The 26,894-nt window shown below is 65.7% G+C and carries 27 protein-coding genes; 12 read left to right on the top strand and 15 right to left on the bottom strand.

Annotated features, from left to right (window positions below; all coding sequences use genetic code 11):
- The first annotated feature begins 32 nt into the window (after positions 1-32).
- Positions 33-935 carry a DMT family transporter gene (locus PJW05_RS10185; RefSeq protein ID WP_442969250.1) on the top strand — a complete coding sequence of 301 codons (903 nt, stop codon included), beginning with the start codon at positions 33-35 and terminating at the stop codon, positions 933-935.
- Positions 936-1,006: 71 nt separating this feature from the next.
- Here the strand turns inward: PJW05_RS10185 and PJW05_RS10190 are convergent, their stop codons facing one another.
- The 3 genes from PJW05_RS10190 to PJW05_RS10200 all read right to left on the bottom strand — a co-directional run bounded on the left by PJW05_RS10190 (position 1,007) and on the right by PJW05_RS10200 (position 3,530).
- Positions 1,007-2,185 (bottom strand): vWA domain-containing protein, encoded by a 1,179-nt coding sequence (locus PJW05_RS10190; protein ID WP_271411591.1) that lies wholly within the window; start codon positions 2,183-2,185, stop codon positions 1,007-1,009.
- A gap of 27 nt (positions 2,186-2,212) precedes the next feature.
- Positions 2,213-2,608 (bottom strand): GFA family protein, encoded by a 396-nt coding sequence (locus PJW05_RS10195; protein ID WP_271411592.1) that lies wholly within the window; start codon positions 2,606-2,608, stop codon positions 2,213-2,215.
- A gap of 76 nt (positions 2,609-2,684) precedes the next feature.
- Positions 2,685-3,530 (bottom strand): AAA family ATPase, encoded by an 846-nt coding sequence (locus tag PJW05_RS10200; RefSeq protein WP_271411593.1) that lies wholly within the window; start codon positions 3,528-3,530, stop codon positions 2,685-2,687.
- 217 nt (positions 3,531-3,747) lie between these two features.
- On the opposite strand from PJW05_RS10200, the gene cysK reads away from it, so the two are divergent.
- Positions 3,748-4,722, top strand: coding sequence for a cysteine synthase A (cysK, locus tag PJW05_RS10205; RefSeq protein WP_271411594.1), 975 nt, complete (start codon positions 3,748-3,750; stop codon positions 4,720-4,722).
- Positions 4,723-4,793: 71 nt separating this feature from the next.
- Here cysK and PJW05_RS10210 read toward each other — a convergent pair whose 3' ends face one another.
- The 3 genes from PJW05_RS10210 to PJW05_RS10220 form a co-directional block, all read right to left on the bottom strand.
- A complete protein-coding gene (locus PJW05_RS10210) occupies positions 4,794-5,696 on the bottom strand; it encodes a DMT family transporter (protein WP_271411595.1) in 903 nt (300 codons plus the stop codon).
- A gap of 229 nt (positions 5,697-5,925) precedes the next feature.
- Positions 5,926-6,657, bottom strand: a complete 732-nt coding sequence (locus PJW05_RS10215) for a TorF family putative porin (RefSeq protein ID WP_271411596.1) — start codon at positions 6,655-6,657, stop codon at positions 5,926-5,928.
- Between the two features lie 102 nt (positions 6,658-6,759).
- Entirely contained in the window at positions 6,760-8,502 is a 1,743-nt protein-coding gene (locus tag PJW05_RS10220) for an amidohydrolase (protein WP_271411597.1), read from the bottom strand.
- Here PJW05_RS10220 and PJW05_RS10225 point away from each other — a divergent pair.
- From PJW05_RS10225 to PJW05_RS10240, 4 genes are all read left to right on the top strand, one after another.
- On the top strand, positions 8,441-8,617 hold the full coding sequence (locus tag PJW05_RS10225; RefSeq protein WP_271412321.1) for a hypothetical protein: 177 nt from the start codon (positions 8,441-8,443) through the stop codon (positions 8,615-8,617). The genes PJW05_RS10220 and PJW05_RS10225 overlap by 62 nt on opposite strands.
- Entirely contained in the window at positions 8,610-9,527 is a 918-nt protein-coding gene (locus tag PJW05_RS10230) for a LysR family transcriptional regulator (RefSeq protein ID WP_271411598.1), read from the top strand. Before PJW05_RS10225 ends, PJW05_RS10230 begins: the two co-directional genes overlap by 8 nt.
- Positions 9,528-9,706: 179 nt before the next feature.
- On the top strand, positions 9,707-11,443 hold the full coding sequence (aceK, locus tag PJW05_RS10235) for a bifunctional isocitrate dehydrogenase kinase/phosphatase (protein ID WP_271411599.1): 1,737 nt from the start codon (positions 9,707-9,709) through the stop codon (positions 11,441-11,443).
- 6 nt (positions 11,444-11,449) lie between these two features.
- Positions 11,450-12,469 carry an AraC family transcriptional regulator gene (locus PJW05_RS10240; RefSeq protein ID WP_271411600.1) on the top strand — a complete coding sequence of 340 codons (1,020 nt, stop codon included), beginning with the start codon at positions 11,450-11,452 and terminating at the stop codon, positions 12,467-12,469.
- A 135-nt stretch (positions 12,470-12,604) separates the two neighbouring features.
- On the opposite strand, the gene PJW05_RS10245 is transcribed toward PJW05_RS10240, so the two are convergent.
- Positions 12,605-12,946, bottom strand: coding sequence for a BRO-N domain-containing protein (locus PJW05_RS10245; protein WP_271411601.1), 342 nt, complete (start codon positions 12,944-12,946; stop codon positions 12,605-12,607).
- A 494-nt stretch (positions 12,947-13,440) separates the two neighbouring features.
- Here PJW05_RS10245 and PJW05_RS10250 point away from each other — a divergent pair, with 494 nt between their 5' ends.
- Positions 13,441-14,481: a histone deacetylase family protein gene (locus PJW05_RS10250; protein ID WP_271411602.1), complete on the top strand. Its 1,041-nt coding sequence runs from the start codon at positions 13,441-13,443 to the stop codon at positions 14,479-14,481.
- On the top strand, positions 14,478-15,563 hold the full coding sequence (locus PJW05_RS10255; RefSeq protein ID WP_271411603.1) for an extracellular solute-binding protein: 1,086 nt from the start codon (positions 14,478-14,480) through the stop codon (positions 15,561-15,563). The genes PJW05_RS10250 and PJW05_RS10255 overlap by 4 nt, the downstream gene beginning before the upstream one ends.
- A gap of 73 nt (positions 15,564-15,636) precedes the next feature.
- Here the strand turns inward: PJW05_RS10255 and PJW05_RS10260 are convergent, their stop codons facing one another.
- Positions 15,637-16,827 (bottom strand): YbfB/YjiJ family MFS transporter, encoded by a 1,191-nt coding sequence (locus PJW05_RS10260; RefSeq protein ID WP_271411604.1) that lies wholly within the window; start codon positions 16,825-16,827, stop codon positions 15,637-15,639.
- Between the two features lie 109 nt (positions 16,828-16,936).
- Here PJW05_RS10260 and ptrR point away from each other — a divergent pair, with 109 nt between their 5' ends.
- Both ptrR and PJW05_RS10270 read left to right on the top strand, forming a co-directional pair.
- Complete coding sequence (ptrR, locus tag PJW05_RS10265) at positions 16,937-17,791, top strand: putrescine utilization regulator PtrR (protein WP_271411605.1); 855 nt, start codon at positions 16,937-16,939, stop codon at positions 17,789-17,791.
- A 262-nt stretch (positions 17,792-18,053) separates the two neighbouring features.
- Complete coding sequence (locus PJW05_RS10270) at positions 18,054-18,191, top strand: PA1414 family protein (RefSeq protein WP_271411606.1); 138 nt, start codon at positions 18,054-18,056, stop codon at positions 18,189-18,191.
- Positions 18,192-18,196: 5 nt separating this feature from the next.
- Here the strand turns inward: PJW05_RS10270 and PJW05_RS10275 are convergent, their stop codons facing one another.
- The 7 genes from PJW05_RS10275 to speB all read right to left on the bottom strand — a co-directional run bounded on the left by PJW05_RS10275 (position 18,197) and on the right by speB (position 24,984).
- Entirely contained in the window at positions 18,197-18,922 is a 726-nt protein-coding gene (locus PJW05_RS10275) for an MBL fold metallo-hydrolase (protein WP_271411607.1), read from the bottom strand.
- Between the two features lie 223 nt (positions 18,923-19,145).
- Positions 19,146-20,531, bottom strand: coding sequence for a sodium:solute symporter (locus tag PJW05_RS10280; RefSeq protein ID WP_271411608.1), 1,386 nt, complete (start codon positions 20,529-20,531; stop codon positions 19,146-19,148).
- Positions 20,532-20,639: 108 nt separating this feature from the next.
- Complete coding sequence (locus tag PJW05_RS10285; RefSeq protein WP_271411609.1) at positions 20,640-21,362, bottom strand: class II aldolase/adducin family protein; 723 nt, start codon at positions 21,360-21,362, stop codon at positions 20,640-20,642.
- Positions 21,362-22,093, bottom strand: a complete 732-nt coding sequence (locus PJW05_RS10290; protein ID WP_271411610.1) for an amino acid ABC transporter ATP-binding protein — start codon at positions 22,091-22,093, stop codon at positions 21,362-21,364. Before PJW05_RS10290 ends, PJW05_RS10285 begins: the two co-directional genes overlap by 1 nt.
- Positions 22,094-22,103: 10 nt before the next feature.
- Positions 22,104-22,847: an amino acid ABC transporter permease gene (locus tag PJW05_RS10295; protein WP_271411611.1), complete on the bottom strand. Its 744-nt coding sequence runs from the start codon at positions 22,845-22,847 to the stop codon at positions 22,104-22,106.
- A gap of 103 nt (positions 22,848-22,950) precedes the next feature.
- A complete protein-coding gene (locus PJW05_RS10300; RefSeq protein WP_271411612.1) occupies positions 22,951-23,775 on the bottom strand; it encodes an ABC transporter substrate-binding protein in 825 nt (274 codons plus the stop codon).
- 249 nt (positions 23,776-24,024) lie between these two features.
- Positions 24,025-24,984, bottom strand: a complete 960-nt coding sequence (gene speB / locus PJW05_RS10305; protein ID WP_271411613.1) for an agmatinase — start codon at positions 24,982-24,984, stop codon at positions 24,025-24,027.
- 291 nt (positions 24,985-25,275) lie between these two features.
- Between speB and PJW05_RS10310 the strand changes: the two genes are divergently transcribed.
- Both PJW05_RS10310 and PJW05_RS10315 read left to right on the top strand, forming a co-directional pair.
- Positions 25,276-26,169: a LysR family transcriptional regulator gene (locus PJW05_RS10310; protein WP_271411614.1), complete on the top strand. Its 894-nt coding sequence runs from the start codon at positions 25,276-25,278 to the stop codon at positions 26,167-26,169.
- Between the two features lie 12 nt (positions 26,170-26,181).
- Positions 26,182-26,778, top strand: coding sequence for a tRNA-uridine aminocarboxypropyltransferase (locus tag PJW05_RS10315; protein ID WP_271411615.1), 597 nt, complete (start codon positions 26,182-26,184; stop codon positions 26,776-26,778).
- Positions 26,779-26,894: the final 116 nt, after the last annotated feature.

The raw sequence follows: 26,894 nt of genomic DNA on the forward strand, positions 1-26,894 counted from the left end.
CTGCGAATGTCGCGACACCCTCGCAGCGGTGGCTGAAGGGCCTGGTCACCGCGTTACTCTTCCTGGTGGTCTGCATCAGTTGGGGCACCACCTGGCTGGGTATCAAGATCGCCGTGGAAACGGTTCCGCCGCTCACGGCCTCCGGCCTGCGCTTCCTCATCGCCTTTCCGCTGTTTCTCGGCTTCGCCCTGCTACGCGGCGAGCCGTTGCTGTTCCCGAAGGCGCGGCTCGGCTTCTTCGTCTTTGTGACCCTGTGCTACTTCAGCCTGCCGTATTACCTGCTGAACTACGGTGAACTGCAGGTTTCCTCCGGCCTCACCGCCTTGCTGTTCAGCTGCATGCCGGTGTTCATCCTGATCTTCTCGGCGATTTTCCTCCGCGAACGCATCCATCTGTCCCAGGTGGTGGGCATCGCCATCGGTTTCGGCAGCCTGTTCATGATCCTCCGTGGCCAGGGCCTGAGCCTGGCGCATTCCGGTTTCGCCGGGGTGCTGGCGATCCTCGCCGCCGCGCTCATGCATGCGCTGTGCTACGTGGTGACCAAGCAGAGGGGGGCGCGGATCAGCGTCATCACCTACAACACCCTGCCAATCGGCCTGGCCGGGCTGATGCTGTTCTCGGCGGGACTGGGGCTGGAGCAGCCGGATTTCAGCGGTATCAGCGCGGAGTCCTGGTGGGCCCTGGCTTACCTGGGGCTGTGTGCGTCGGTGGGCGGATTCATTGTCTACTTCTTCCTGCTCAAGCGCCTGAGCCCGGTCGTTCTCTCCTTTGTCTTCATTATCTTTCCGGTGTTTGCGGTGCTCATTGGCGCCTGGTACGAGGGCCAGGCGATCTCCCGTGACTTCGCGCTGTATGCGGCGACGTTGCTGGCGGGGTTCGCGCTGACCAAGCTGCCCCTGGAGCGGCTGGCGGAAAGGCTGGCTCCGCGCGGCTGAGCCCGTGGCGGTCCAGGGCGCGACGAAGGGTTACGACCCAAAGAAAACGGGCCCTTGTGGGCCCGTTCTCGTCACTTGGACAGAAACTTCATCCCATCCTCCAACCCTTGCAGGGTCAGGGGGTACATCTGGTCGTTGATCAGCTCGCGGACGATGTTGGTGGAGGCGGTGTAGTTCCAGGTGTCCTTGGGGTAGGGGTTGATCCAGATGAGCTTCTTGTATTTCTCCATGAAGCGTTTCATCCAGGCGTAGCCGGGCTCCTCGTTCCAGTGCTCGACGCTGCCGCCGGCCTGGGTGATTTCGTAGGGCGCCATGGCGGCGTCGCCGACGAACACCACTTTGTAATCCGGCCCGTACTTGTGCAGCAGGTCGAGGGTGGAGGTGCGTTCGGAAGTGCGGCGCAGGTTGTTCTTCCACACGGACTCATAAATGAAGTTGTGGAAGTAGAAGTACTCCAGGTGCTTGAACTCGGTCTTGCAGGCGGAGAAGAGTTCTTCGCAGACCTTCACGTGGGCGTCCATGGAGCCGCCGATATCCAGCAGCAGGAGCAGTTTCACCGTGTTGCGGCGTTCCGGACGCATCTGGATGTTGAGCAGGCCGGCATCGCGCGCGGTGTGGTCGATGGTGCCGTCCAGGTCCAGTTCTTCCGCCGCGCCCTCACGGGCGAACTTGCGCAGGCGGCGCAGGGCGACCTTGATATTGCGGGTGCCCAGTTCCACCTGGTCGTCGAGGTTCTTGTATTCGCGCTGGTCCCAGACCTTCACGGCACGGCCCTGGCGCTTGCCGGCATCGCCCACGCGGATGCCCTCGGGGTTGAAGCCGCCGGAGCCGAAGGGGCTGGTGCCGCCGGTGCCGATCCACTTGTTGCCGCCGGCGTGGCGTTCCTTCTGCTCTTCGAGGCGCTTCTTGAACTCCTCGATCAGCTTGTCCAGGCCGCCGAGGGACTGGATCTGCGCACGCTCCTCGTCGGTGAGCATGCGTTCGAATTCCTTGCGCAACCACTCCTCGGGAATCAGGGCCTCGATGTGCTCATTGAGGTTCTGCAGGCCCTTGAAGTAGGCACCGAAGGCCCGGTCGAACTTGTCGAAGTGGCGTTCGTCCTTCACCAGTACGGTACGGGCGAGGTAATAGAACTCGTCCATGTCGGCGAAGACGACGTTGTGTTTCAGCGCGTTGATCAGGTCCAGCAGTTCGCGGACCGAAACCGGCACCTTGGCCGCGCGCATTTCATTGAACAGGTTGAGCAGCATGGCTGCACCCTCGTTATCGGTTGGTACTCAGGAGCGGCGCTCCTGGGGCAGGCCGTCGGCGATGGCGTACCAATCGGCCTTGGATTCTGCGTAGATGTGCTTCTGCGGTATCTCGCCCAGCGGCGAATCCAGCGTGCCCAGGGCCACCGATACCCAGTCGAGATAGGGGTGATCGGCGAACCATTGCAAATTCGAGCCGCACTGCCGGCAGAAGGTGCGCGTCACGCCGGGGGAGGAGTGGAAGTGCGCCACCGCCTCCTCGCCAGCGGTCCAGCGGAAGTCGCGCCAGCGCACGTTGCCGTAGCTGGCGAAGGCCGCACCATGGCCCTTGCGGCACTGGCCGCAGTGGCAATGGGTGGCGGACTTGATGGGCGCGTCGATCTGGTACTTCACCGCGCCGCACAGGCAACTGCCGTGGTGCATCTGGGTCTCTCCTGCGTTGCCGGACACATCCCTCACCCCCGGCCCCTCTCCCGGCGGGGAAGGGGAGAAAAAGCCCTCAGCGGCTGGCGCGACGGGCCATGAAAGCCAGGCGTTCGAGCAGCATCACATCCTGCTCGTTCTTCACCAGGGCACCGGCCAGCGGCGGGATGGCCTTGGAGGGATCGCGCTCGCGCAGCACGGCTTCGCCGATGTTGTCGGCCATCAGCAGTTTCAGCCAGTCCACCAGTTCGCTGGTGGAGGGCTTCTTCTTCAGGCCCGGCACCTTGCGCACGTCGAAGAACACGTCGAGCGCCTCGGCCACCAGCTCGTTGCTGATGCTGGGGTAGTGCACGTCGACGATCTTCTTCAGGGTCTCGCGGTCGGGGAAGGCGATGTAGTGGAAGAAGCAGCGGCGCAGGAAGGCGTCCGGCAGCTCCTTTTCGTTGTTGGAGGTGATGATGATGATCGGGCGCTGCTTGGCCTTGATGGTTTCGTTGGTCTCGTAGACGTAGAACTCCATCTTGTCGAGTTCCTGCAGCAGGTCGTTGGGGAACTCGATGTCGGCCTTGTCGATCTCGTCGATCAGCAGGATCACGCGCTCGTCGGCCTCGAAGGCCTCCCACAGCTTGCCTTTCTTGATGTAGTTGCGAACGTCGTGGACCTTGTCGGAATTCAGCTGGGAATCCCGCAGGCGGCTCACTGCGTCGTACTCGTACAGGCCCTGGTGTGCCTTGGTGGTGGACTTGATGTGCCAGGTGATCAGCTTGGCGCCGAAAGCTTCGGCCAACTGCTCGGCGAGCATGGTCTTGCCGGTACCCGGTTCGCCCTTGACCAGCAGCGGACGCTGCAGGGTGATGGCGGCATTCACCGCGAGCTTGAGGTCGTCGGTGGCGACGTAGGACTGGGTGCCTTCGAACTTCATCAGGGAATCCTCGGACTCGGCGCCGGTTGGCAAACCGGACGGTTCAGTATTTGGGAAAGGTCTGACTATAACGCGCGCATGAGTCGACTGTGAACGCAGGGGTTTCATTCAGTCACTGAATGGCAGATTTGCCCTCGACCCGCCACGGGACGCGCTGGACGGCCTGCTGGCGCCGTCTTAGGCTTGGTCCTTTTCCCGCCATGACAAGGAATCCGCCATGAGCCGCATCTTTGCAGACAACTCGCAAGCCATCGGCAACACCCCGCTGGTGCGCATCAACCACCTGGGCCCGCGCGGCGTGACCCTCCTCGCCAAGATCGAAGGCCGCAACCCCGCCTACTCGGTGAAATGCCGCATCGGCGCCAGCATGATCTGGGAGGCCGAGGCTTCCGGTCGTCTCAAGCCGGGCATGACCCTGGTGGAGCCCACCTCCGGCAACACCGGCATCGGCCTGGCCTTCGTCGCCGCCGCGCGTGGCTACAAGCTGATCCTCACCATGCCGGCGTCGATGAGCCTGGAGCGCCGCAAGGTGCTCAAGGCGCTGGGCGCCGAGCTGGTGCTCACCGAGCCGGCCAAGGGCATGAAGGGCGCCATCGAGAAGGCCAACGAGCTGGCCGCGTCCAACCCCGAGCAGTACCTGCTGTTGCAACAGTTCGAGAATCCGGCCAACCCGGCCATCCACGAGAAGACCACCGGCCCGGAAATCTGGAACGACACCGACGGCGCGGTGGATGTGCTGGTGGCCGGCGTGGGCACTGGCGGCACCCTCACCGGCGTGTCCCGCTACATCAAGCAGACCTGCGGCAAGCCGATCCTCTCGGTGGCGGTGGAACCGGTGAGTTCGCCGGTGATCAGCCAGACCCTGGCCGGCGAAGAGGTCAAGCCCAGCCCCCACAAGATCCAGGGTATCGGTGCCGGTTTCGTGCCGAAGAACCTCGACCTGAGTCTGGTGGACCGCGTCGAGCAGAGCACCGACGACGAGGCCAAGGCCATGGCTCTGCGCCTGATGCGCGAAGAAGGCATTCTCTGCGGCATTTCCTCCGGCGCCGCCATGGCGGTGGCCGTGCGCCTGGCGGAGAACCCGGAAATGGAGGGCAAAACCCTGGTGGTGGTGCTGCCCGACTCGGGCGAGCGCTACCTCTCCAGCATGCTCTTCGACGGCCTGTTCACCGAGCAGGAACTGCAGCAGTAATGCCGTGACCCAGGGTGGATGGCGCGTGTCCATCCACCCGTGGCCCTATGCCGGGCCGTACCGAGTCAGCCCTACGACCTCACCGCGGCCGGCACGACCGCCGGCTTGAGCACCAGCCACAACGCCAGCGCGATCAGCACGCCACCCTGCAGGTGCGCCATGGACACCGTCTCGTCCAGCAGCAGCACGCCCCAGAACACGCCGAAGGGCGGGATCAGGAAGGTCACGGTCATGGTCTTCACCGGCCCGATGTTGGCGATCAGGCGGAAGTAGAGGATGTAGGCGAACGAGGTGCAGACGAAGCCCAGCGCGGCCAGGGCCAGCCAGGTGCCCGGCTCGGCCAGCGGTGCCAGGGGCATGGAGGTCGCGTCCCAGGCGAATACCGGCAGCAGGCAGAGGGTGGCGCCGATCTGGCAACCCAGGGCCACCATTCCGCTGTCCATGCCGCCCGCCTCGGTGATCCAGCGCTTGGTCATGAAGCCGGCGAAGCCGTAGCAGGTGGTGGCCACCAGGCAGGCCGCCGCCCCCCAGAGCAATTGCATGTCGAAGGCCACCGGCCCGGTGCGGGTCAGCACCGCCACCCCTGCCAGACCCATGAGCACCCCAGTGGCCTTGGCACCGGTAAGTTTCTCGGCGAAGAACAGCCCGCCGATCAGCACGCCCATCAGCGGCGTGGTGGCGTTGAAGATGGCCGAGTAACCGGCCGGCAGTACCTGGGCCGCCAGGGCGTACATGGCCGCGGGCACGCCGGAACTGACGATGCCGATCACCAGGGTCTTGCCCAGCTTGCCGCGAAAGTCCCAACGGTTGCGCAGCAGGACGAGCAGTACCGCCAGGCCGATGGCGGACAGCAGCACCCGCAGGAAGGCCGTGGGCAGCGCGCCGATTTCCGGCACCAGCACGCGGATGAACAGGAAGCTGGCGCCCCAGATGGCGGCGAGGGCCAGCATGCGGACGAGATCGGTGGGGTTCATGGACGACTCCAGGCAGTGGAGCCGGCAAGATGCGCCGCCGGAATGGGCGGCGCAATCCACAACTTGCTTTCAAATTGGCGGAACAGTTTTCCAGACGATGAGACGGGATTCCTGTAGGGGCGAATTCATTCGCGAAGGGAGGCGAAGCCGCCCCATTGGATGTCTCAGGGCAGCCCTGCGGCCTGCATCGCGAATAAATTCGCTCCCACAAAAATGGGGCACCGTTCAGCTAGAAACTCTTGCTCGCGTTGACCACCCAGGTCGCGGTGCAGACATCGGCGAAACCGTAGTTGCTGGCGCACTCCGATTCGGACAGGTCGGTGTCGATGTAAGCCAGACCCCAGGTCACGCCGAGGAAGTCGCGGGTCAGCTTGGCCTGCCACTCGCGGTAGTCATCGGTGCTGTCGCCGCTGCTGGACCAGAACATCGGGTCCTTGAAGTCCATGCGTCCGTAGCGCAGCTCCAGGCCCACTTCCAGGGGCAGGCTGGTCTGGTAGCCGACATAGCTGTAGAGCGCGTCCTGGTCCTCGCCGAACACGGTCGAGGCGTCGTTGGAGTAGTACGCGGCGAGCTGGAAGCCGTACGCCCCGAGGATGGCGTAGACCTCGCTCTGGTTGAACTGGCTTTCCTTGGGATAGACGTACTTGATGTAGCCCAGGTCCAGGCTCAGGTCATCCGTGGCCTGCCAGTACCAGCCGGCGTAGTAGTCCACTTCCTGGCGGGTCTTGAGGCCGAAGCCGAAGTCGACGTTGGAGGTCCAGGCCCCGGCGTACAGGCCGCTGGCATGCGCCAGGGTGGCACCGGCCTGGGCGGTCGGGTCGTTCTGGGTCTGGGAAATGCCGCGGGTGCGGTAGTCGCTGGCGAGGGTCAGGTCGACCATCAGGGAAAAGTCGTCGGAGAGCTGAACGGCCTGGCAGGCGAGGGGAGCCAGGGTGAGGGCGAGGAGCGTGATACGGCGCATGGTGAGACCCGTTGTTGTGGTTGTTATGGCAGGTGCGGGCATGGCTCCGCCCAACCCCCGTCGGGAAACGGGGGGTGAGGCGGGAGCGGAGGTTTCTTGTCGTTAGCGGTTGGCGTCGAACACTTCGCGGCCGCCGAACCAGGTCTGCAGCACACGGGTTTCGGCCAGGTCCTGGTCGGTCACTTCGAGCACGTCGCGATCGAGGACGATGAAGTCGGCCTGTTTGCCGGGGGCGAGGGAACCGATCGTGTCCTCCAGCCCGATGGTGCGCGCAGCGTTCAGGGTGTAGGCCTGCAGCATGGTCGCGCGGTCGATGCGCTCGTCGGGGTTGAGCACGCCTTTCGGCCCTTCGCGGCTGATGGCCTGGGCGATGGCCTGCCAGGGGTTGGGCGAGGACACCGGCCAGTCGCTGGCCCCGGCGATCATCGCGCCCTGGCTCAGCAGCGAGTGGGCCGGGTACTGGTAGCGGAAGGCGAAGGCGCTGACGTAGGGCTTCACCAGGTCCAGGGTGTAGTCGTCGCCCGAGGCCCAGAGCAGCTGCATCGAGGCGGTCACGTCCAGCGGCTTGAAGCGGGCGAACTCCTTCGGATTCACCAGTTGCAGGTGGGTGATGGAGTGGGCGATGCCGCTGCTGCGGTCCGTGCGTGCCTGCTCGATGCCATTGAGGGCTTCGCGCACCGCGCGATCGCCGATGGCGTGGATGTGCACCAGCCAGCCGCGGGCGTCCGCCGCGCTCACCAGTTCGCCGAAGTGTTCCGGCTCGATCAGCAGTTCGCCGCGCGTCTGCGAATTGGTGTAGGGATCGATCAGCGCCGCGCTCTGCGCCGGGTATTCCAGCACGCCGTCGGCGAACACCTTGATGCCCGGCAGGCTCAGGTTGGGAATGCCCCGGAAGCGCTGGCGCACCGTGTCCAGGGTGTCGAGGTCGGCCGGCCGGCTCTTCGGGTTGGCCACCAGCAGGGCGGCGACGTGGGCGGTCAGCGCGCCCTTCTCGGCCAGGGCCTTGTACACCGGCAGCACGCCGACAGACTGCTCGGTGGGCTTGAGGGCGAAGATCGCCTCGCCCGGCGCGGCGTTGGCCGCCGGGTCCATCCAGGCGGTGATGCCCTGGCTATTGTTGTACTTCACCGCCGTCTCGCCGGCCTTCAGCAGGGTGTCCGTGCTGGCCGGCGGCAGGGCGGCGGCGATGCGGTCCCAGCCGGCGTCCACGGCAAAGCCGTTGGGCTGCCCGTCCTTGCTGGCGCCCAGGGTGCCGCGCTCGGCCTCCGGCAGGGCGGCGATCAGCCCGGCGTCGATGCCGGCGCGTGCCAGCATGGCGCGGTTGGCCCAGCCGGTGTGGTGGTCGCTGCCGCTGAACACCACCGGCACCTCGGCCCATTCGCCCTGGTTGAAGATCCGCCCCAGTTCCTCGGTCTTGCCCCAGTAGGCCGAACTCATGCCAACCACGTTCAGCACCTCGCCCTGGCGCGCGGTGCCGTCGTCGCGCCAGCCGCGCAGGCGCCGTTCCAGCTCCGCCAGCTCCACCACCTCGTCTTGCATATTGGCGATGGACAGCTCCAGGCCGCCGAAGATGGCGTGGGAGTGGGTGTCGATCAGACCCGGCATCAGGCGCTTGCCCGCCAGGTCGATGAGGCGCGTGGAGCCGTCGGCCAGGGCCTTGATCTCGGCGTCACTGCCCAGCTTGAGGACCTTGCCGTCTTCCACCGCCATGGCCTGGGCCGAGGGATGGGAGGGGTCGGCGGTGTACAGCTTGCCGTTGAACAGCACCAGATCAGGCGCCGCCATGGCCGCCGTCGAGGAAAAAGCCAGCGACAGCGCCAGCAGATTGGGTGCGAAAGACCTCATCGTTGAACCCCTTGTTTTTATTGATCTGGCGGCGAGACTAGCGTTTCATCCGGGCTCGGCAGAACGCCCGAAACGTGCAAAACCCTTTTTCCTGAATGGAAAAACCCATGGATAAGCTCGGCGCCATCAGCATGTTCGTTGCCACGGCGGAGCACGGCAGTTTCAGCCGCGCCGCCGAACAGCTCGGCAGGACCCCGTCGGCCCTGACCAAGGCCGTCACTCACCTGGAAGACGAGCTGGGCGTGCGTCTGTTCGAACGCAGCACGCGGCGTACCGTACTCACCGAGGCCGGGCGGCTCTACCTGGAAACCGCGCGCCTGGTGCTGCAGCGCCTGCACGAGGCGGGGGAGGAAGTGAGCCAGTTGCAGCACGGCCTGCAGGGCAGCCTGCGGCTGACGGCGCCGCTGGCGTTCGGCCGGGCCTTTCTCGACGACGTGTGTGCCGGCTTCCTGGCCGAGTTCCCCCGGATACGCCTGCGCGTCGATCTGACCGACGCCTTCGTCGACCTGCTGGAGGCCGGCTATGACCTGGCCCTGCGGGAGGGGCCCAGCGACCAGCCGGGGATGATCGCCAGAGTGGTGGGGCGCAACTGCCTGGCCCTTTGCGCCAGCCCCGCCTACCTGGCGCGCAACCCCCTGCCGGTGAGCCCGGACACCCTCGACCAGCACGATTGGCTGCTCTACTACCACGCCGCCCTCGACCGCACCTATTGGTGGGTGGAGCGTGACGGCGTGCGCCTGAGCCTGCCGAGGCCCACGGCGCCCCGCATGGAAAGCGACAACCACGACCTGCTGATGGCCAGCGCCCTGGCCGGTGTCGGTGTCTACCACGTACCGCTATGGAGCGCCGCGCCCTACCTCGCCGATGGCCGCCTGGTGCGCCTGATGGCCGACTACGAGATCGACCCCGACGCCTTCGGCGCCCACATACTGGCGGTCTATCCCAGCCACCGTCGCGCCACCGGCAAAGTACTGGCATTCGTCGACTACCTGGCCCGGCACCTGGCGGCGCGAGGGTTGGCGTAATGGGGCAGGAGTGAAATTTTAGTGTGGGGGCGGATTCATCCGCCAAGCAGACCGCAGGTCTGCCCCTGGCCCGACTGGGGGGCAGCTTCGCAGCCCTAGGCGAATGAATTCGCCCCTACAACAGGCCATTTTTTCTGGCTAAGCTCGCCTTTCCCATGACCGCAGCCGAGAACAATTCCATGGCGCAGCAATGGCCGGCCGAAGGCATCGCTCGATTGATCCTCGAAGGGTTCGACGACTACCGCGAACAGTTCCGCCAGATCACCGACGGCGCCCGCGCCCGTTTCGAACAGGCGCAATGGCCGGCTACCCAGCAGGCGGCGGCCGAGCGCATTGCCCTCTACGAAGTGAAGGTCAGCGAAACCAGTGGCAGGCTGCGTCAAGCCTATGCGCCGGACGAATTGCTGGACGTGCAGCTTTGGCCGCTGGTGAAAAGCGCCTATATCGACCTGATCGACCTGCGCTTGGACGATGAGCTGTCCGAGACCTGGTACAACTCAATCTTCTGCAGCCTGTTCAGCCACGACCTGATCAGCGATGGCTGCATGTTCATCCACACCACCCGGCCTTCGCTGCGCGCCCACGAGCGTGCGCCCCAGACCCGCAGCTACCGCCCGCAAGGCCGGCTGCACGCGGTGCTCTCGGCGATCCTCGACGATTACCGTTTCGACGTGCCCTACGACGACCGCACCGGCGACCTGGAACGTCTCGAAATCCAGTTGCGCGAGAACCTGCCGGACTGGGTGTGCAAGGACCCGGAACTCACCCTCGAACTCTTTGCCGCACCGCTGTTCCGCAACAAGGGTGCCTACCTGGTCGGGCGCATCTACACCCGCGACGAACAGTGGCCGCTGGTGATCCCGCTGCTGCACCGCGAAGGCAAGGGCATCCAGGCCGACGTGGTGATCACCGACGAAGCGGAGGTGTCCATCATCTTCTCCTTCACCCGCTCCTACTTCATGGTGGACGTGGCGGTGCCGGCGGAGTTCGTCGGCTTCCTCAAGCGCATCCTGCCGGGCAAGCACATCGCCGAGCTGTACACCGCCATCGGCTTCTACAAACACGGTAAGTCGGAGTTCTACCGCGCGCTGATCAACCACCTGGCCAACACCGACGACCGCTTCATCATGGCCCCCGGCGTGCGCGGCATGGTGATGAGCGTGTTCACCCTGCCGGGCTTCAACACCGTGTTCAAGGTGATCAAGGACCGCTTCGCCCACGCCAAGACGGTAGACCGCAACACCGTGATCGAGAAATACCGCCTGGTGAAGAACGTCGACCGGGTAGGGCGCATGGCCGATACCCAGGAGTTCGCCGACTTCCGCTTCCCCCGATCCAAGTTCGAGCCGGAGTGCCTGGCTGAACTGCTGGAAGTCGCGCCGTCCACCATCGCCCTGGAAGGCGACGTGGTGCTGGTCCGCCACTGCTGGACCGAGCGCCGCATGACGCCGCTGAACATCTACCTGGAAAGCGCCAGCGAGGCCCAGGTGCACGAGGCGCTCTACGATTACGGCCTGGCCATCAAGCAACTGGCAGCGGCGAACATCTTTCCCGGCGACATGCTGCTGAAGAACTTCGGCGTTACCCGTCACGGCCGCGTGGTGTTCTACGACTACGACGAAATCAGCTACCTCACCGAGGTCAACTTCCGCGTCATCCCGCCGCCGCGCTACCCGGAAGACGAACTGTCCGCCGAGCCCTGGTATTCGGTGGCGCCCAACGACGTGTTCCCCGAAGAATTCCCGCGCTTTCTCTTCGCCGATATCGGCCAGCGTCGCCTGTTCCAAAAACTGCATGGCGATCTCTACGACGCCGAGTACTGGAAGTCACTGCAGGATGCCATCCGTGCCGGCAAGGTGATCGACGTCTTCCCCTACCGGCGCCAGGAGCGCGAACTGACCGAGGCCATCCAGTAGTCGGATATGGTCGAGCACGTATTTTCCCGCGCCACCTGGCTCAACTCGCTGCATATGTCGGCGCTCACCGTGGCCTTGTTGCAGGAGGAGGGGATTCCCGCCCGCGAGGTGCTGGCCGGCAGCGGCATCAGCGAGCAGGACCTGCTGGAACTGCAGAGGCTGGTCAATCCCGAGCAGGAGCAGCAGGTCTATGCCAACGCCGTGCGCCTGGCGCCACGCCCGGCCCTGGGGCTGACCCTGGGCCTGCGCACGCGCATTTCCGCCTACGGGTTGCTGGGTTACGCCATGCTGTCGGCGCCCACCCTGGGCGAGGCCCTGCGCGTCGGCCTCAGCTACCCGGTGCTGCTGGGCACCTACTTTCGCCTGGAGCTGGAACAGGACGGTGAACGGGTCTGGCTCACCGCCGCCGGCTACAGCGAAGCGGAAAGCCTGCGGGCCTTCAACACCGAACTCTGCTTCGGCTCGCTGAAGGTGATCTTCGCCGACCTGCTGGGCCAGGTACTGCCGCTGCGCGCTGCGCAACTGGACTACCCGGCCGCCAGCGGCATGGCGCGGCCCTACGCGCGGGGCTTCGGCTGCCCGGTGAGCTTCGGCGCAGCACGCAGCGCCATCGGTTTCGACGCCGCCTGGCTGACGCGCCGACTGCCCCTGGCCGACCCGGTGACCCACAAGGAAATGCTCGAACAGTGCCGCCGGCAGAACGTCGAATTCGCCGCCCGCCGCGCCTGGCTGGAGCGGGTGCGCGGCCTGATCAAGGCGCGCCTGCAGGACCCGCCGGGGCTGGAGGAACTGGCGCGGCAGATGAACTGCTCGTCCCGCAGCCTGCGTCGGCATCTGGCCCAGCAGCAGACCAGCTACCAGCAACTGTTGGACGAACTGCGCTTCACCCGCGCCAAGGAAATGCTCCAGCAGGGCGACATCCCCATCTACCGCATCGCCGAAGCGCTCGGCTTCAGCGAAACCGCCAGCTTGCGTCACGCCTTCCAGCGCTGGAGCGGCCAGCCGCCGAGTCATTTCAGGGGGTAGCGGCTACCTGCATCCGCATGGGTTTCGCTCCGCTCGCGGAACGCCGCCCGACCCATCCTACGAGGGTGCCGTCGATCCTCGACGTAGGATGGGTAGAGCCTGCGAAACCCATCGATTTCCCCTAGGGGCGAGTAACTACGCCGCTCTTCGCGCCGCACGCAATTCCGGAATCACCTCATGGGTCAGCCAGCGGCGCAGGTTACGGTTTTCCGGGTGGTAGAAGCGGCGCAGCAGCAGGTCGTAGCTGCCGGATTCGCTGATCAGCATCTGCTCCTCCGCCAGTCCCCGGCCACACTTGATCAAGCCGCTGCGCCACTGGTCCGGGTCCAGGCCTTCGTTCATCCGCACGTTGGCGGAAATGCCCAGCAGGCGGCCCAGGTCGCGGGCGGCGAACCAGGGTTCATCACCCACGAGAGTGGCGCGCAGCAGGCGGCCGTGGCGAATGAAATGGCGGGTTTCGTAAAAGATGGCGCTCATGGTGCAACTCCTTGTCGAACGATGAGGAGCCGCCACCGCGAAAATCCTGAAAGGGTGGCGGACTGTACGAGGTTGGAACCACCGGGTACAGGAACCGGCCGGGCACATGCCCGCCTCGCACAGTCCGCCATGACTGCCAGGTGAAATTGAGTAATGCCCTGTTCACCTGCATGGCTTACCGCACTCCTGTATACATCCGGGGTTCCAGCCCGGGTCACGACCAAAGTCGCAACGAGGCCGGATGCTGCCCAAAGGGCTTGTAAGACGGCAATGCGGTTGCGTTGTCGGACATTTCGGATTTGCGATGCGAGCGAAGCGCATGGGGACATCCATCGATGGGTTTCGCAAGCTCTACCCCTCCTACGGGGGAGCGTTGGCGTTCGGCCAAAGATATTGGCCATATCGATCCCCTATTGGCCGGCCCAACCTCTGCGCAAACGTCCGTGTGGGCCACAGAATCCACCCATCAATAACAAGACAGATGAGGTGCCCCCATGCTGACCGTCTACAGCGACGATCACCGTCTCCATTTCGGCCAGTCGGAACTGGTGGATGGCAAACTCCAGCCCTGCTTCGAAATGCCCAGCCGCGCCGACACCGTGCTGGCACGGGTTCGCCAGCAGGCAATAGGCGATGTGATCGAGCCGAAGGACTTCGGCCTGGACCCGATCCTGCGGGTGCATGACGCCGCCTACGTGGCGTTTCTCAAGGGCGCCTGGGACCGTTGGGCTGCCGAGGGCCACAGCTGCGACATGCTGCCCAGCACCTTCCCGGCGCGCCGCCTGCGCCGCGACGGCCCCATTCCCACCGCATTGCACGGCCAGCTCGGCCACTACTGCTTCGACACCGAGGCGCCCATCACCGCCGGTACCTGGCAGGCCGTGTACAGCTCGGCGCAGGTGGCGCTGACTGCCCAGGACCATATGCGCCAGGGCGCCCACACCGCCTTCGCCCTGTGCCGCCCGCCGGGCCACCATGCCGGCAGCGACTTCATGGGCGGCTACTGCTTCTTCAACAACGCCGCCATCGTCACCCAGGCCTTCCTCGACCAGGGCGCCCGGCGCGTGGCCATCCTCGACGTCGACTACCACCACGGCAACGGCACCCAGGAGCTGTTCTACGCCCGTGACGACGTGCTCTTCGCCTCCCTCCACGGCGACCCGCTGGTGGAATATCCCTACTACCTGGGCCACGCCGACGAGCGCGGCGAAGGTGCGGGCGCAGGCTTCAACCACAACTACCCGTTGCCCCACGGCACCGGTTGGGAAGGCTGGTCCGCCGCACTGGACGACGCCTGCCGCAAGATCGCCGCCTACGCGCCGGACGCCCTGGTGATTTCCCTCGGCGTGGACACCTACAAGGACGACCCCATTTCGAAGTTCAAGCTGGACTCGCCGGACTACCTCCGCATGGGCCAGCGCATCGCCGCGCTCGGCCTGCCCACCCTGTTCATCATGGAAGGCGGCTACGCGGTGGAGGCCATTGGCGTCAACGCCGTGAACGTGCTGCAAGGCTACGAAGGAGCCGAACAATGAACGCCCGCATCCTGCTGGTCGGGGCCCTGTTGGGTGCCTCGCTGAATGCCGCCGCCGAGCCCCAGGTGCGCATCTACAACTGGTTCGACTACATCGGCCCGAACACCCTGAAGGACTTCCAGGCGTCCACCGGCATCACCCCCCAGTACGACGTTTACGACAGCAACGAGGTGCTGGAGGCCAAACTGCTGTCCGGCCGCTCCGGCTACGACCTGGTGGTGCCCAGCGACGGCTTCCTGCCCAACTACATGAAGGCCGGCGTGTTCCAGCCGCTGGACAAGAGCAAGCTGCCGAACTGGGAGAACCTCAACCCGGCGCTGCTCAAGGTGCTGGCTGCCAAGGACCCGGGCAACCAGTACGTGATGCCCTACATGTGGGGCACCAACGGCATCGCCTACAACGTCGACAAGGTCAAGGCGGTGTTGGGCGAGAACGCCCCGGTGGATTCCTGGGAGCTGATCTTCAACCCCGACAACCTGGCCAAGCTCAAGAGCTGTGGCGTCGCCTTCCTCGACTCGCCCACCGAAGTGATTCCGGAGGTGCTGCACTACCTGGGCCTGCCGCCCAATAGCCACAACCCGGACGACTACAAGAAGGCCGAGGCACTGTTGGCGAAGCTGCGGCCCCACGTGAGCTATTTCAGCTCGTCGAAGTTCGTCACCGACCTGGCCAACGGCGAGGTCTGCGTGGCCCTGGCCTGGTCCGGCGGCGCCATGCAGGCGGCGGCCCGCGCGCGGGAGGCCGGCAACGGGGTGAAGGTGGAGTACCGCATTCCGAAAGAGGGCACTGCCGCCTGGTTCGATGTGCTGGCGATTCCGAAGGACGCGCAGAACGTCGAGCAGGCCCACGCCTTTCTCAACTATCTGCTGCGCCCGGAAGTGGTGGCGCCGATCTCCGACCACGTGGCCTACGCCAACCCCAACCGGGCGGCGGACAAACTGATCTCGGCGGAGCTGCGCGACAACCCCAACGTTTACCCGCCGGCGGAAGTCCAGGCCAAGCTGTTCTCGGTGGAGATGCTGCCGCCGAAGCTGGAACGCATCCGTACCCGTACCTGGACCAAAATCAAGACCGGGACCTAGGGGCTCTCTTTGTTGGTGCCTGCTCTTTGTGGGGGCGAATTCATTCGCCAAGGGCTGCGCAGCAGCCCCTGCATTATCGGAGGTGCAGGCCTTCGGCCTGCTCAGCGAATGAATTCGCCCCCACAGGTTTCCTACCCCAGCTCCCCAGCATCAACGCTCCCGCCAGCAGCAACCCCGCACCGGCCACATAAAGCGCCGGCTGCAGGCCGCCGCTCAGCTGACTGCTCACCGCGGCCAGCAGCGGGCCCGTGAGTTGGCCCAGGGCGAAAGCGGCGGTGAGCAGGCCGACATTACGCGAGTGGCCGTGCGGGTCGAGTTCGCGGGCGTACTGCATGACCAACTGCATTCCGGCGAGGAAAGGGCCGCCGCAGAGAAGTACCCCCAGGCTCAGGCCGGCCAGCCCCGGCAGGGCGCACGCGAGGGTGCCCGCGGCCTGCAGCCAGAGGGCCATTACCAGGGCGCGGCGGGTGCCGCCCGGACGCTGTCGGCGCAGGCTGACGACGACCACGCCGAGTGCCGCCGCCAGGCCGAAGGCGGGCCAGAACAGATCGGCCTGCCACTGGCCTTGGAAGCGCACGGCGGCCATTTGCGAGAGGAAGGTGGCGGGGATGATGTAGCCCAGCCCCACCAGGCCATAGGCGGCCAGCAGCGCATGCAGGGCGCGTGGACGCCGGCGGAAGGGCGGGTCGGCCGGACGGGCAACGGGCTGCGGATGGGGCAGCAGGGGGTGGCTGACCAGCGTCAGCAGCAGCGCCAGGGCGCCGAAGGCCAGCCACAGGGTGGCGGAGCCCTGGCCTTGCAGGTTCAGCGCCAGGGCCAGCAGCCCGGTCAGCATCACCCCGAAGGCGGGACCGGCGAACACCAGGCTGCCCAGGCGCGGCCGGCCGCTTTCGGCGGCGATACGCTGGCTGAGCCCGGTGACCACCACCAGCACCCAGGCGCTGGTCACGCCGAGAAGAAAGCGCAGTACGGCGTGGGGCCAGAACCCTTCGACTGGCACCGACGCCAGGGTCAGCAGCACCGTGGCCCAGAGCCCCAACACCAGGCGAAAGCGCGCCTGGCGCGGCGAGCGGGCATTGAAGGCGTCCAGTGCGCCAATCAGGTAGCCCAGGTAGTTGGCCGCCGCCACCAGACCGGCGCCGGTAAGGCTGACCTGGCCTTCGGCGATCAGGTGCGGCAGTTGCGGGGTGAGGGCGAACCGCCCGACACCCATCGCCACTAGCAGGGCGAGGAAGCAGGCGATCAGGCGGATTGGCACGGGCATGGTACGTCTCCGAGGCAAGTCATCGGTTTTCCATGCTAGGGGCTGGATGTGTTCATTAAAAACGAATAAAAAAGAACGCATCTGTTCTCAAATAATGAATGGTTGCCCTATGGAACTCAGCCAGCTCCGCATCTTCCAGGCCGTGGCCGAGGAAGGTTCCATCACCCGCGCCGCCACGCGCCTGCACCGGGTGCCGTCGAATCTGTCCACCCGGCTCCGGCAACTGGAGGAAAGCCTGGGCGTGGAGCTGTTCCTGCGCGAGCGCCAGCGCCTCACCCTGTCGCCAGCGGGTAAGGTGATGCTGGGCTACGCCGAGCGCATGTTTGCCCTGCAGGCCGAGGCCGAGGCGGCGTTGCGCGGCGGCGAGCCGGCGGGGGATTTCGTCATCGGCTCGATGTTCAGCACCGCCGCCATCCACCTGCCGCCGATGCTGGTGCGCTACCACCGCGCCTGGCCGGCGGTGAACCTGCAGGTGCAGACGGCGCCCAGCGGCGAGCTGCTCGACGGCCTGCTCGGCGGCCGCCTGGATGCCGCGCTGGTGGATGGTCCGGTGGAGTACGCCGAACTGGACGGCCTGCCGATGTTCGAGGAAGAGATGGTGCTGATCACCGAGGCCGCCCACGGTCCGGTCAGGTCTGCCCAGGATGTGGCCGGGCTGGAGGTTTTCGCCTTTCGCCAGAGCTGTTCCTACCGCCGGCGGCTGGAGGGCTGGTTCGTCGCCTCGCGGGTGCCGATGTCGCCGCCCATGGAGATCGAGTCCTACCACAGCATGCTGGCCTGCGTGATCGCCGGTGGCGGCATCGCCCTGGTGCCGCGTTCCATGCTGGAAAGCCTGCCCGGCCGGGACGAGGTGCGGATGCATCAGCTGGAGGCGCCGTTCAACCGCGCCACCACCTGGCTGATGTGGCGCAAGGGCATGCTCGGCGCCAACCTGCGGGCCTGGATCGATCTGCAGCAGGTGTAGGCTGGGCCCGAGCCCGCGAGACCCAACACGGCGGGACTGGGCCTGGCCTCGTCGGGCCTCGTTGCGCTCGGACCAGCGTGGCCCGCACCAACCTACGGTAGGTGGGAAGTTTCCTTGATACCGTTCAGCGGTTTGATGTGGGTCAGTGGGAAATTTCCGGGCCTGCGTATTCTGGTTCCTGTCCGGAGCAACTAAGCTCCTGCATAGGGTGGCCCAAGAAGCACGGGCCACCCGACCAACGTCCCAGGAAAGGGGGTCAAGCATGAAGAAGCGGCTAGAAGCGTGGATGTGGCATCTGGGTGTCGCGCTGGGCCTGATCGAGGCACCGCGCCTGCAACCCATTCCGGTCCGTAGTGAAGAACAGCACCGCCTCGCCGGGCGGCGCCGCCAGAGGCAGTAACCGGCTTATTCGTGGGCCCTGAGCCAGTTGTCCGCCAACTCGCGCAGGCGCTCACCGGAAAAGCTGGGGAAATGACCGCCATGCACGGCGCGCACCGGAAGGTTGCGCAGCCGTGCGAGGCTTTTCGCGTAGTCGTCCAGGTTGGAGTGGTAGGCATTATCGATCAGCGGGCCGTCGTAGAGGATGTCGCCGCTGAACAGGATGCCCGTCTTCGCTTCCCACAGGCTGATGCCACCCGGTGAATGGCCGGGGGTATGCAGCACCTCGAGGACCCGGTCGCCCAGGTCCAGCACATCGCCCTCATCGATCAGCCGCGTCGCCGGTGCCGCCTTCACGCGGTATTCGGCGTAGCACAGCGGGCAGTCCGGGTGTGCGTCGAACATGTCGTCACCGACCCAGTCCGCCGCCAGGGTGTTGGCCCCGGTGGGGTTGGCGAGTATTTCCGCTTCCGCCGGGTGCACCAGGCGTTCGGGGAATTCGTGATGCCCGGCGATATGGTCGAAATGCGTGTGGCTGGCCACCGCCAGCAGCGGGCGCCGGGTCAGCCACGGCAGTTGCTCGCGCAGGCTGACCAGGCCGGAACCGGAGTCGATCAGCAGGTCGCGGTCGCGTCCCTGGACGTGCCAGATATTGCAGCGGTAGAAGGGCCGCACGAAGGGTTCACTGATCAGGCTGATGCCGTCGTAGCAGTGCTCGACGTTGAACCATTGGTCGCGGCTGACGATGTTCATGGGGGACCATGCAAGGGCGAACTACCTGCCTGCAGGATGGCACCTGTGGGGGCGAATTCATTCGCCAAGCAGACCGAAGGTCTGTCCTGGATCTCGAAGTGGGGCGGCTTGGCCGTTCTTGGCGAATGAGTTCGGGAGCGGCTCGGCCGGAACAAAAAAGCCCCGGTCGGCGGGGCCGGACCGGGGCGGTAAGGGCCGCCTCAGGGGAGAGGCGGCAGTGCATTCAGGCCAGTTCGCCGGCCGCCGTCGGGCGGCGCGACAGCAGGCTGATCGCCACGAAGCTCACCGCGCCGACAGCCAGGCTGTAGTAGATCGGGGTGTTGGCTTCCAGGCCGTCGGCGTACATGAAGATGCAGGCGGTGATGCTGCCCAGGACCATGCTGGCGATGGCGCCGGCGGTGCTGGCGCGCTTCCAGTAGATGGCGCCCAGCAGCGGGATCAGCATGCCGCCCACCAGCAGGTTGTAGGCCAGGGTCAGGGCACTGATCACGTCGCTCACGACCAGGGCGATGCCCAGTACCACGACGCCCAGCAGCAGGGTGAACAGGCGGTTCTTGTGCGCGTCGCCTTCGTCGTCGGTGCGGCCACCCAGCAGCGGCCAGAGATCCTGGGCAGCAGTGGTGGAGGCGGCGAGCAGGCCGGCGCTGGCGGTGGACATCAGGGCGGCCAGGGCGGCGGCGACCACCAGGCCACGGATGCCATCCGGCAGGGTGGTGTCGACGATGGTGGCGAAGGCGTTGTTGACGTTGTCCAGGTCAGGCAGCAGCACCTTGGCGGCCATGCCGATCAGGGCGCCGGCCAGGCCGTAGAGCACGCAGTAGACGCCGGCGGCGGTGCCGGAAACCTTGGCCACGGTCTCGCTGCGGGCGGTGAACACGCGCTGCCAGATGTCCTGGCCGATGAAGATGCCGAAGAAGTAGATCAGGAAGTAGGTGATGATGGTGTCCCAGCCGATGGCGGTCAGGGAGAAGTAGCTTTCCGGCAGCTTGGCCACCAGGGCATCCCAGCCACCCGCATCGCTCATGGTCATCGGCAGCAGGATGAATACCAGGCCGATGGTCATGATCAGGAACTGCACGATGTCGGTCAGGGTCAGGGACCACATGCCGCCGATGGTGGAGTAGGCGACCACGATGCCGCCGCCGATCAGTACGGACATCCAGAACGGCAGGCCGAACAGCACCTGCATGACGGTGCCGATGGCGATGGTGGAGGTGGCGCCGATCATCAGCGCGTACACCAGCATGATCGCGGCGCTGGCATGGCGGGCGGTCGGGTTGTAGCGACGCTCCAGCACCTGGGTCACGGTGTAGATTTTCAGTTTCAGCAGTGGCTTGGCCAGGAACAGGCTGATGCCCATGATGCCGAAGCCGAGGCTGGCGCAGAGCCAGAAGCCGGAAATGCCGTGGACGTAGCCCAGGCGGACGGTGCCGATGGTGGCGGCGCCGCCGAGCACGGTGGCGGCCATGGTACCCAGGTAGAAGCCCGGCCCGAGGTTGCGCCCGGCCACCAGGTAGTCTTCGCGGGTCTTGGCGCGGCGCATGCCGTACCAGCCCAGCGTGAGCATGGCAGCTACGTATAGGAGTACTACGAAAATATCCAAAGCCATTTCAGGTCTCTCTTTCTATTGTTGTAGCCGCGGCGGCTAAGGCCGCGGCAGGTGTTGCAAGGCGCGCAACGCTTCACACTGCGCCGTTTCAAAGCAATCCTGCTTTTCCTAGTCCTTGTATTCCGGGCACTCCCTTTCGAGCTTGCGCAACCAGGCCTCCCAGACCAGATGGCGCTGCCATTCGGCGGCCTGGAATTGTTCGCATGCGTGCAGGCTCAGTGCTGTAGGCATCTCTCTGATCCCGCGTAGGCCGGAGGCGGCGATCTGTATCTCGCAGGCCTTGTTCAGGTAGTACATGACGTAGAAGGCGTCGGCGACGCTGGCGCCGACGCTGAGCAGGCCGTGATGGCGCAGCATCAGGGCGATGTTGTCGCCCAGCGATGCCACCAGGCGCTCGCGCTCGCCCAGGTCCAGGGCGATGCCTTCGTAGGTGTGGTAGCCGACCCGCTGGTGGAACTCGGCGCTGATCTGGTTGAGCTGGGCCAGGCCGTTGTCCGCCGCGGCCACTGCCATGCCCGCCAGGGTATGGGTGTGGATCACGCAGTGGGCGTCGGCGCGGGCCATGTGCACTGCGCTGTGGATGGTGAAGCCGGCGATGTTGTAATCGGCGTTGCCTTCCACCACGCGGCCGTGCATGTCGACCACGATCAGGTCGCTGGCGCGGATTTCCTCGAACATCAACCCGAAGGGGTTGATCAGGAAGCGCGGTTCCACGCCGGGCAGGCGCACCGAGAAGTGGGTGTAGAGGGTGTCGTCCCAGCCAAACAGGGCGGCCAGCCGGTAGGCGGCCGCCAGGTCACGGCGCAGGAGGGCTTCGTTCTGCATGTTCATCAGTGCCGGATCTGCGAGAGGAAGGCCCGCGTGCGCGGGTGCTGCGGGTTATCGAAGAATTCGGCCGGCGTGGCGGTTTCCACGATCTGGCCGGCGTCCATGAACACCACGCGGTCGGCCACCTTGCGGGCGAAGCCCATCTCGTGGGTCACGCAGAGCATGGTCATGCCGTCCTGGGCCAGCTCGGTCATCACGTCCAGCACCTCGCCGACCATTTCCGGGTCCAGTGCCGAGGTGGGCTCGTCGAACAGCATCACCTTCGGGCTCATGCACAGGGCACGGGCGATGGCCACGCGCTGTTGCTGGCCGCCGGAGAGCTGGCCGGGCTTCTTGTGCGCCTGGGAGCCGATGTGCACGCGGTTGAGGTAGCGCAGGGCCAGTTCCTCGGCTTCCTTGCGGCCCAGGCCACGGACCTTCATCGGCGCCAGGGTGCAGTTCTCCAGCACGGTCAGGTGGGGGAACAGGTTGAAGTTCTGGAACACCATGCCCACCTCGCGGCGTACGTGGTCGCTGCCGGCCTTGGTGGCGATGTCCTGATCCTCCACCGTGATGGTGCCGGTGTCGTGGGGGTTGAGGCGGTTGATGCAGCGGATCAGGGTGGACTTACCGGAACCGGACGGGCCGCAGATGACGATCTTCTCGCCCTGGCGCACGGAGAGGTTGATGCCCTGCAGCACCTGGAAGTCCTCATAGCGCTTGCCGACGTTCTGCAGACGGATGATTTCGTTCATGGCGAGCTCCTCAGATACGGCGCATGCGGGCCAGGGTGCGTTGCACCAGGCCAACGGATTTGCTGCTGGTGCTGGTATGGGCATCCCATGCCAGGCGCCGTTCCAGGCCACCCTGCATCCAGGTCAGGGTGTAAACCATGACGAGGTAGTAGACGAGGGCGACGGCGTAGTACTCGGAGAACTGGAAGGTGGTCGAGACGGTCTGCGAGGTCACCGCCATCAGTTCCTGCAGGGAAATCACCGAAGCCAGCGAGGTGATTTTCAGCAGGGTGATGAATTCGTTGGCGGTCGGCGGCACGGCGATGCGCGCGGCCTGCGGCATGACGACGTAGCGGAAGGTGTGCCAGCGCGACAGGCCCAGTGCGTGGCCGGCGGCGTACTGGCCCTTGTCCACGGCTTTCAGTGCGGCGCGGTTGATCTCCACCTGGTAGGCGGCTTCGTTGATCGACAGCGCGATCCAGGCGGCGATGAAGGGGGTGAACCACTCTTCACGGAACACCGGGAAGAACTGCGGCAAGGCGTTCCACACGAACAGCAGCTGCAGCAGGGTGGGCGCGCCTCGGAACACGCTGAGCACGCCGCGCAGGGTGCTGCGCCAGAAGTTCGCCGGGCCGTCCAGGGCGAGGGCGCAGGGAATGGAAATCAGGATGCCCACGGAATGGGACACCAGCGCCAGGATCAGGGTGATACAGGCGCCGCGGAAGAAGTGCCAGGACGTCAGGGCGTCCCAGAAGACAGTTACATCGAAGTTCATGTACGTGTCCTGCGTGAAAGGAAGCGAGCATTCAGCCTCCTCTCCATCGACGGGAGAGGGCCGGGGAGAGGGCGACATCGCACCCTCTCCGCCGGGGGAGCTGTCAGTGCGCGGCGGTTTCCAGGTTGGCTGGATCGAGCTTCCATTTCTCGGCGATGGCCTTCAGGGTTCCATCGGCCTTCAGGGCAGACACGGCGTCCTCGACGGCCTGCTTGTCTTCCGGGTTCGGCCGCATGTAGGCGCCGAAGATGTCCTTCTCGGGGAAGGCGTAGAGGGTCTTGAACTGGCCGGGGGTCTGCAGTTCGCGGTAGGCCAGTTCGGTGTCCTGGGACAGGCCGGCGGCGGCGCGGCCCACCAGCACCTGCTGGGCGACGTCGCTGCCCTTCGGATAGGTCTGCAGGGTCGCCGGGGTCTTGCCGGCGGCTTTCAGCTCTTCGTTGAGCTTCTCCATGATGGTCACGTAGCGGGTGCCGGACTGCACCGCCACCACCTTGCCGGAGAGGTCTTCCAGCGCGTTCAGCTTGAGCTCGCTCTTGCCGCTGCCGAAGACGATGGTGGCGCTGGACAGGTAGGCCACGGCATTCAGCTTCTGGATGCGCTCAGGGGTGATCAGGGTGCCGCTGATGACCGCGTCGCAACGCTGGGCATCCAGGCCGGGGAGTAAGCCGGTGAACTCGGTGACGATGAAGCGTGGCTTAACGCCCCAATGCTTGGCCAGGGCGCGGATCAGGTCCGCGTCGAAGCCGCTGGGTTCGCGGTCACCGGTCTTCTCGAAGAACTCCAGCGGCGGGAAGGTCGGGTCGGAGCAGACCTGGAAGCTTCCCGAACTCACGAACGAGGGTTTGCCATCGGCGGCCATGGCGCCACCCGTGACGGTGGCGGCGAACAGGCCGGCGAGGGCGAACAGTTTCAGCGGACGATTGCTCATCGTTAACTCCTTCAAGGCGTATTGCAGTGGTTGTTGTTGTAGGCAGTCGCAATAAGGTGGAGCTACTTCATTGTCACGCGGCTTCAGGCGAACCCTGGGCGGCGGTTTGGGAATCCTTGCCCGGAGGCCGCGGACGGCGGCCGCTTCCGGGATCGGCCGACACGTGCTGGTGACAGGCCAGCCAGCGTCCGCCGTCGTGCGCTTGGCGGGTGGCCTCCAGGACCTGTCGCCGTTCGTCCACGGTGGTTCTCAGCGCCGCTCGACACCCGGCAGGACGCAGAGCATTTCGTACAGCAGGTTGGCGCCCAGCAGCGAGGTGTTTCCGGTGGTGTCGTACGGCGGGGAGACCTCGACCAGGTCGCAGCCGATGATGTCCAGGCCCTGGCAGCCACGGATGATTTCCATCGCCTGGATGGTGGTCAGGCCGCCGATTTCCGGGGTGCCGGTGCCGGGCGCCCAGGCCGGGTCGATGCCGTCGATGTCGAAGGTGAGGTACACCGGGCCGCCGCCGACCTTTTCGCGGACTTCCGCCATCAGCGGCGCCAGCGACTTGTGCCAGCACTCTTCGGCCTGGACCACGCGGAAGCCCTGCTTGCGGCTCCAGTTGAAGTCTTCGGCGGTGTAGCCCTGGGCGCGCAGGCCGATCTGCACCACGCGGTCGCAGTCGATCAGGCCTTCTTCGGCGGCGCGGCGGAAGGTGGTGCCGTGGGCGACCTTCTCGCCGAACATTTCATCGTTGACGTCGGCGTGGGCGTCGATGTGCACCAGGCCGACCTTGCCGTGCTTCTTGTGGATGGCACGCAGGATCGGCAGGGTGATGGTGTGGTCGCCGCCGAGGGTCAGCGGGACGATGCCATGGCCGAGGATGCGGTCGTACTCTTCCTCGATGATGCGCACGGCTTCTTTCAGGTTGAAGGTGTTGATCGCCACGTCGCCGATGTCGGCGATGTTCAGCGAGTCGAAGGGAGCGGCGCCGGTCGCCATGTTGTACGGGCGGATCATCACCGATTCGGCGCGGATCTGGCGCGGACCGAAGCGGGTACCGGAACGCAGGGAGGTGCCGATGTCCAGCGGCACGCCGACGAAGGCGGCGTCCAGGGCGTCGAGTTCGGCGGGGGTCTGGACGTGCGGCAGGCGAAGCATGGTGGCGATACCGCCGAAACGGGGCATCTCATTGCCGCCCAGGGGCTGATGGAGTGTCTTGTCCACGGGGTGGCCTCACGTTGTTGTGGTTGTAGGTTGTGGGCCGATTCTGGTGGCTGTGCCATCCGTGAAAAATCGCTGGTGGCAAATAATTACTTCAAGGATTTCTAAACTATCGGGAGCGGGTACACTGCCGGGCTCAGGTCAGGAGTACCTGTTCTTGCGGGAGCGAATTCATTCGCGAAAGGCCGTGCAGCGGCCCAAAGGCATACCAGGGAGCGGGCAGGCCTGCGGCCTGCATCGCGAATGAATTCGCTCCCACAGTCGATAGCCTCTCTGATGCCCGATGGAGCCCCCATGTCCACCGCCATGCCCGACCTCAAGCTCCTGCGCATCTTCGCCAGCGTGGTCCGCCACCAGGGTTTCGCGGCCGCGCAGCAGGAACTGAACCTTTCCACCTCGGCCATCAGCACCTACATGAGCCAACTGGAAGGGCAGGTGGGCCTGACCCTCTGCCATCGGGGCCGGGGCGGCTTCCGCCTGACCAGCAAGGGGGAACTGTTCTACCAGGAGACCCTGCGTCTTCTCGGCGAGCTGGAAAGCTTCGAGCGTTATTCGGCGTCCCTCAAGGGCGAACTGCGCGGCACCCTCAACCTCGGCGTCCTCGACTCCACCGTGAGCGACCCGGCGCTGCCGCTGGCCGAGGTCATCGGTGCCTACAGCCAGGAGCACGCGGCGGTGCACCTGCACCTGTCGGTGATGAGCCCCTACGACCTGCAGCTCGGCGTGCTGGACAACCGCCTGGACCTGGCCATCGGCGCCTTTTCCACGCGCATGAACGGTCTGGTCTACCAGCCGCTCTACCGCGAACAGCACTGGCTCTACTGCAGCGAACGCCACCCGCTGTATGGCGAACGGCGCATTCCCGCTGAACTCATCACCCAACAGCGCATGGTGGGGCGTGGCTACTGGAGCCAGGCGGAGCTGGCGCGGCATGGTTTCAAGCACAGCGCGGCGACGGTGGAGTCCATGGAAGCGCAGCTGATCCTGGTGCTGTCCGGCGCCTACATCGGCTACCTGCCGGAGCACTACGCCCAGCCCTGGGTGGAGCAGAAGCGCCTGCGGGCACTGCTGCCGGCCACCTTCGGCTACCAGGCGCCGTTCTCCATGATCCTGCGCCGGGGGCGCGCCAAGGAGCCGCTGATCCTGACCTTCCGCGACCTGCTGCGTGCGCAGCTCAACCTGCGCTGAGGAGTTGCCGTCATGCGCCGTCCGCACTGCCCGCGCTGCCAGCGTCCCGCAAGCCATTGCCTGTGTCCGCTGATCCCCCATCTGGCCAGCCGCACCCGAGTGCTGCTGTTGCAGCACCCGAGCGAGGTGAACCACGCGCTGAATACCGCGCGCCTTGCTGCCCTGGGGTTGGAGAACGCCGAGCTGCGGGTGGGCGAGCGCTTCGCCGATCTGGCGGAGATGCTGGCCGATCCCCGCTACCGCGCCTGCCTGCTGTTTCCGGGCGACGATGCGCGGCCGGTCGCCGCCGCCGCGGCCGATGATCCGCGTCCGCTGCTGCTGGTGGTGCCCGACGGCACCTGGCGCAAGGCGCGCAAGCTGCTCTACCTCAACCCTGAACTGGACACCTTGCCACGGGTGACCCTGCCCGAGGGCCTGACCTCACGCTACCGCCTGCGCAAGGCGCCCATGGCTGGCGCGCTGTCCACCCTCGAAGCGATCGCCGCCGCCCTCGACATCCTCGAAGCGCCGACGCGCTTCGATGAACTGCTGAGGCCGTTCGAGGCGCTGATCCAGGGTCAGATCGAGGCGATGGGGGAGGAGACGTTCAGGAAGAACCACCCGCAATGACGAGCGATGCCGGCGGGCATTGGCACGGCCTTCTTCATGTAGGCGCGAATTCATTCGCGAAGGGCCGCGCAGCGGCCCGTGGGTCCGCATCGCGAATGAATTCGCTCCCACAAGGT

It is taken from the genome of Pseudomonas sp. Q1-7, assembly GCF_028010285.1.
Lineage (GTDB): Bacteria > Pseudomonadota > Gammaproteobacteria > Pseudomonadales > Pseudomonadaceae > Metapseudomonas.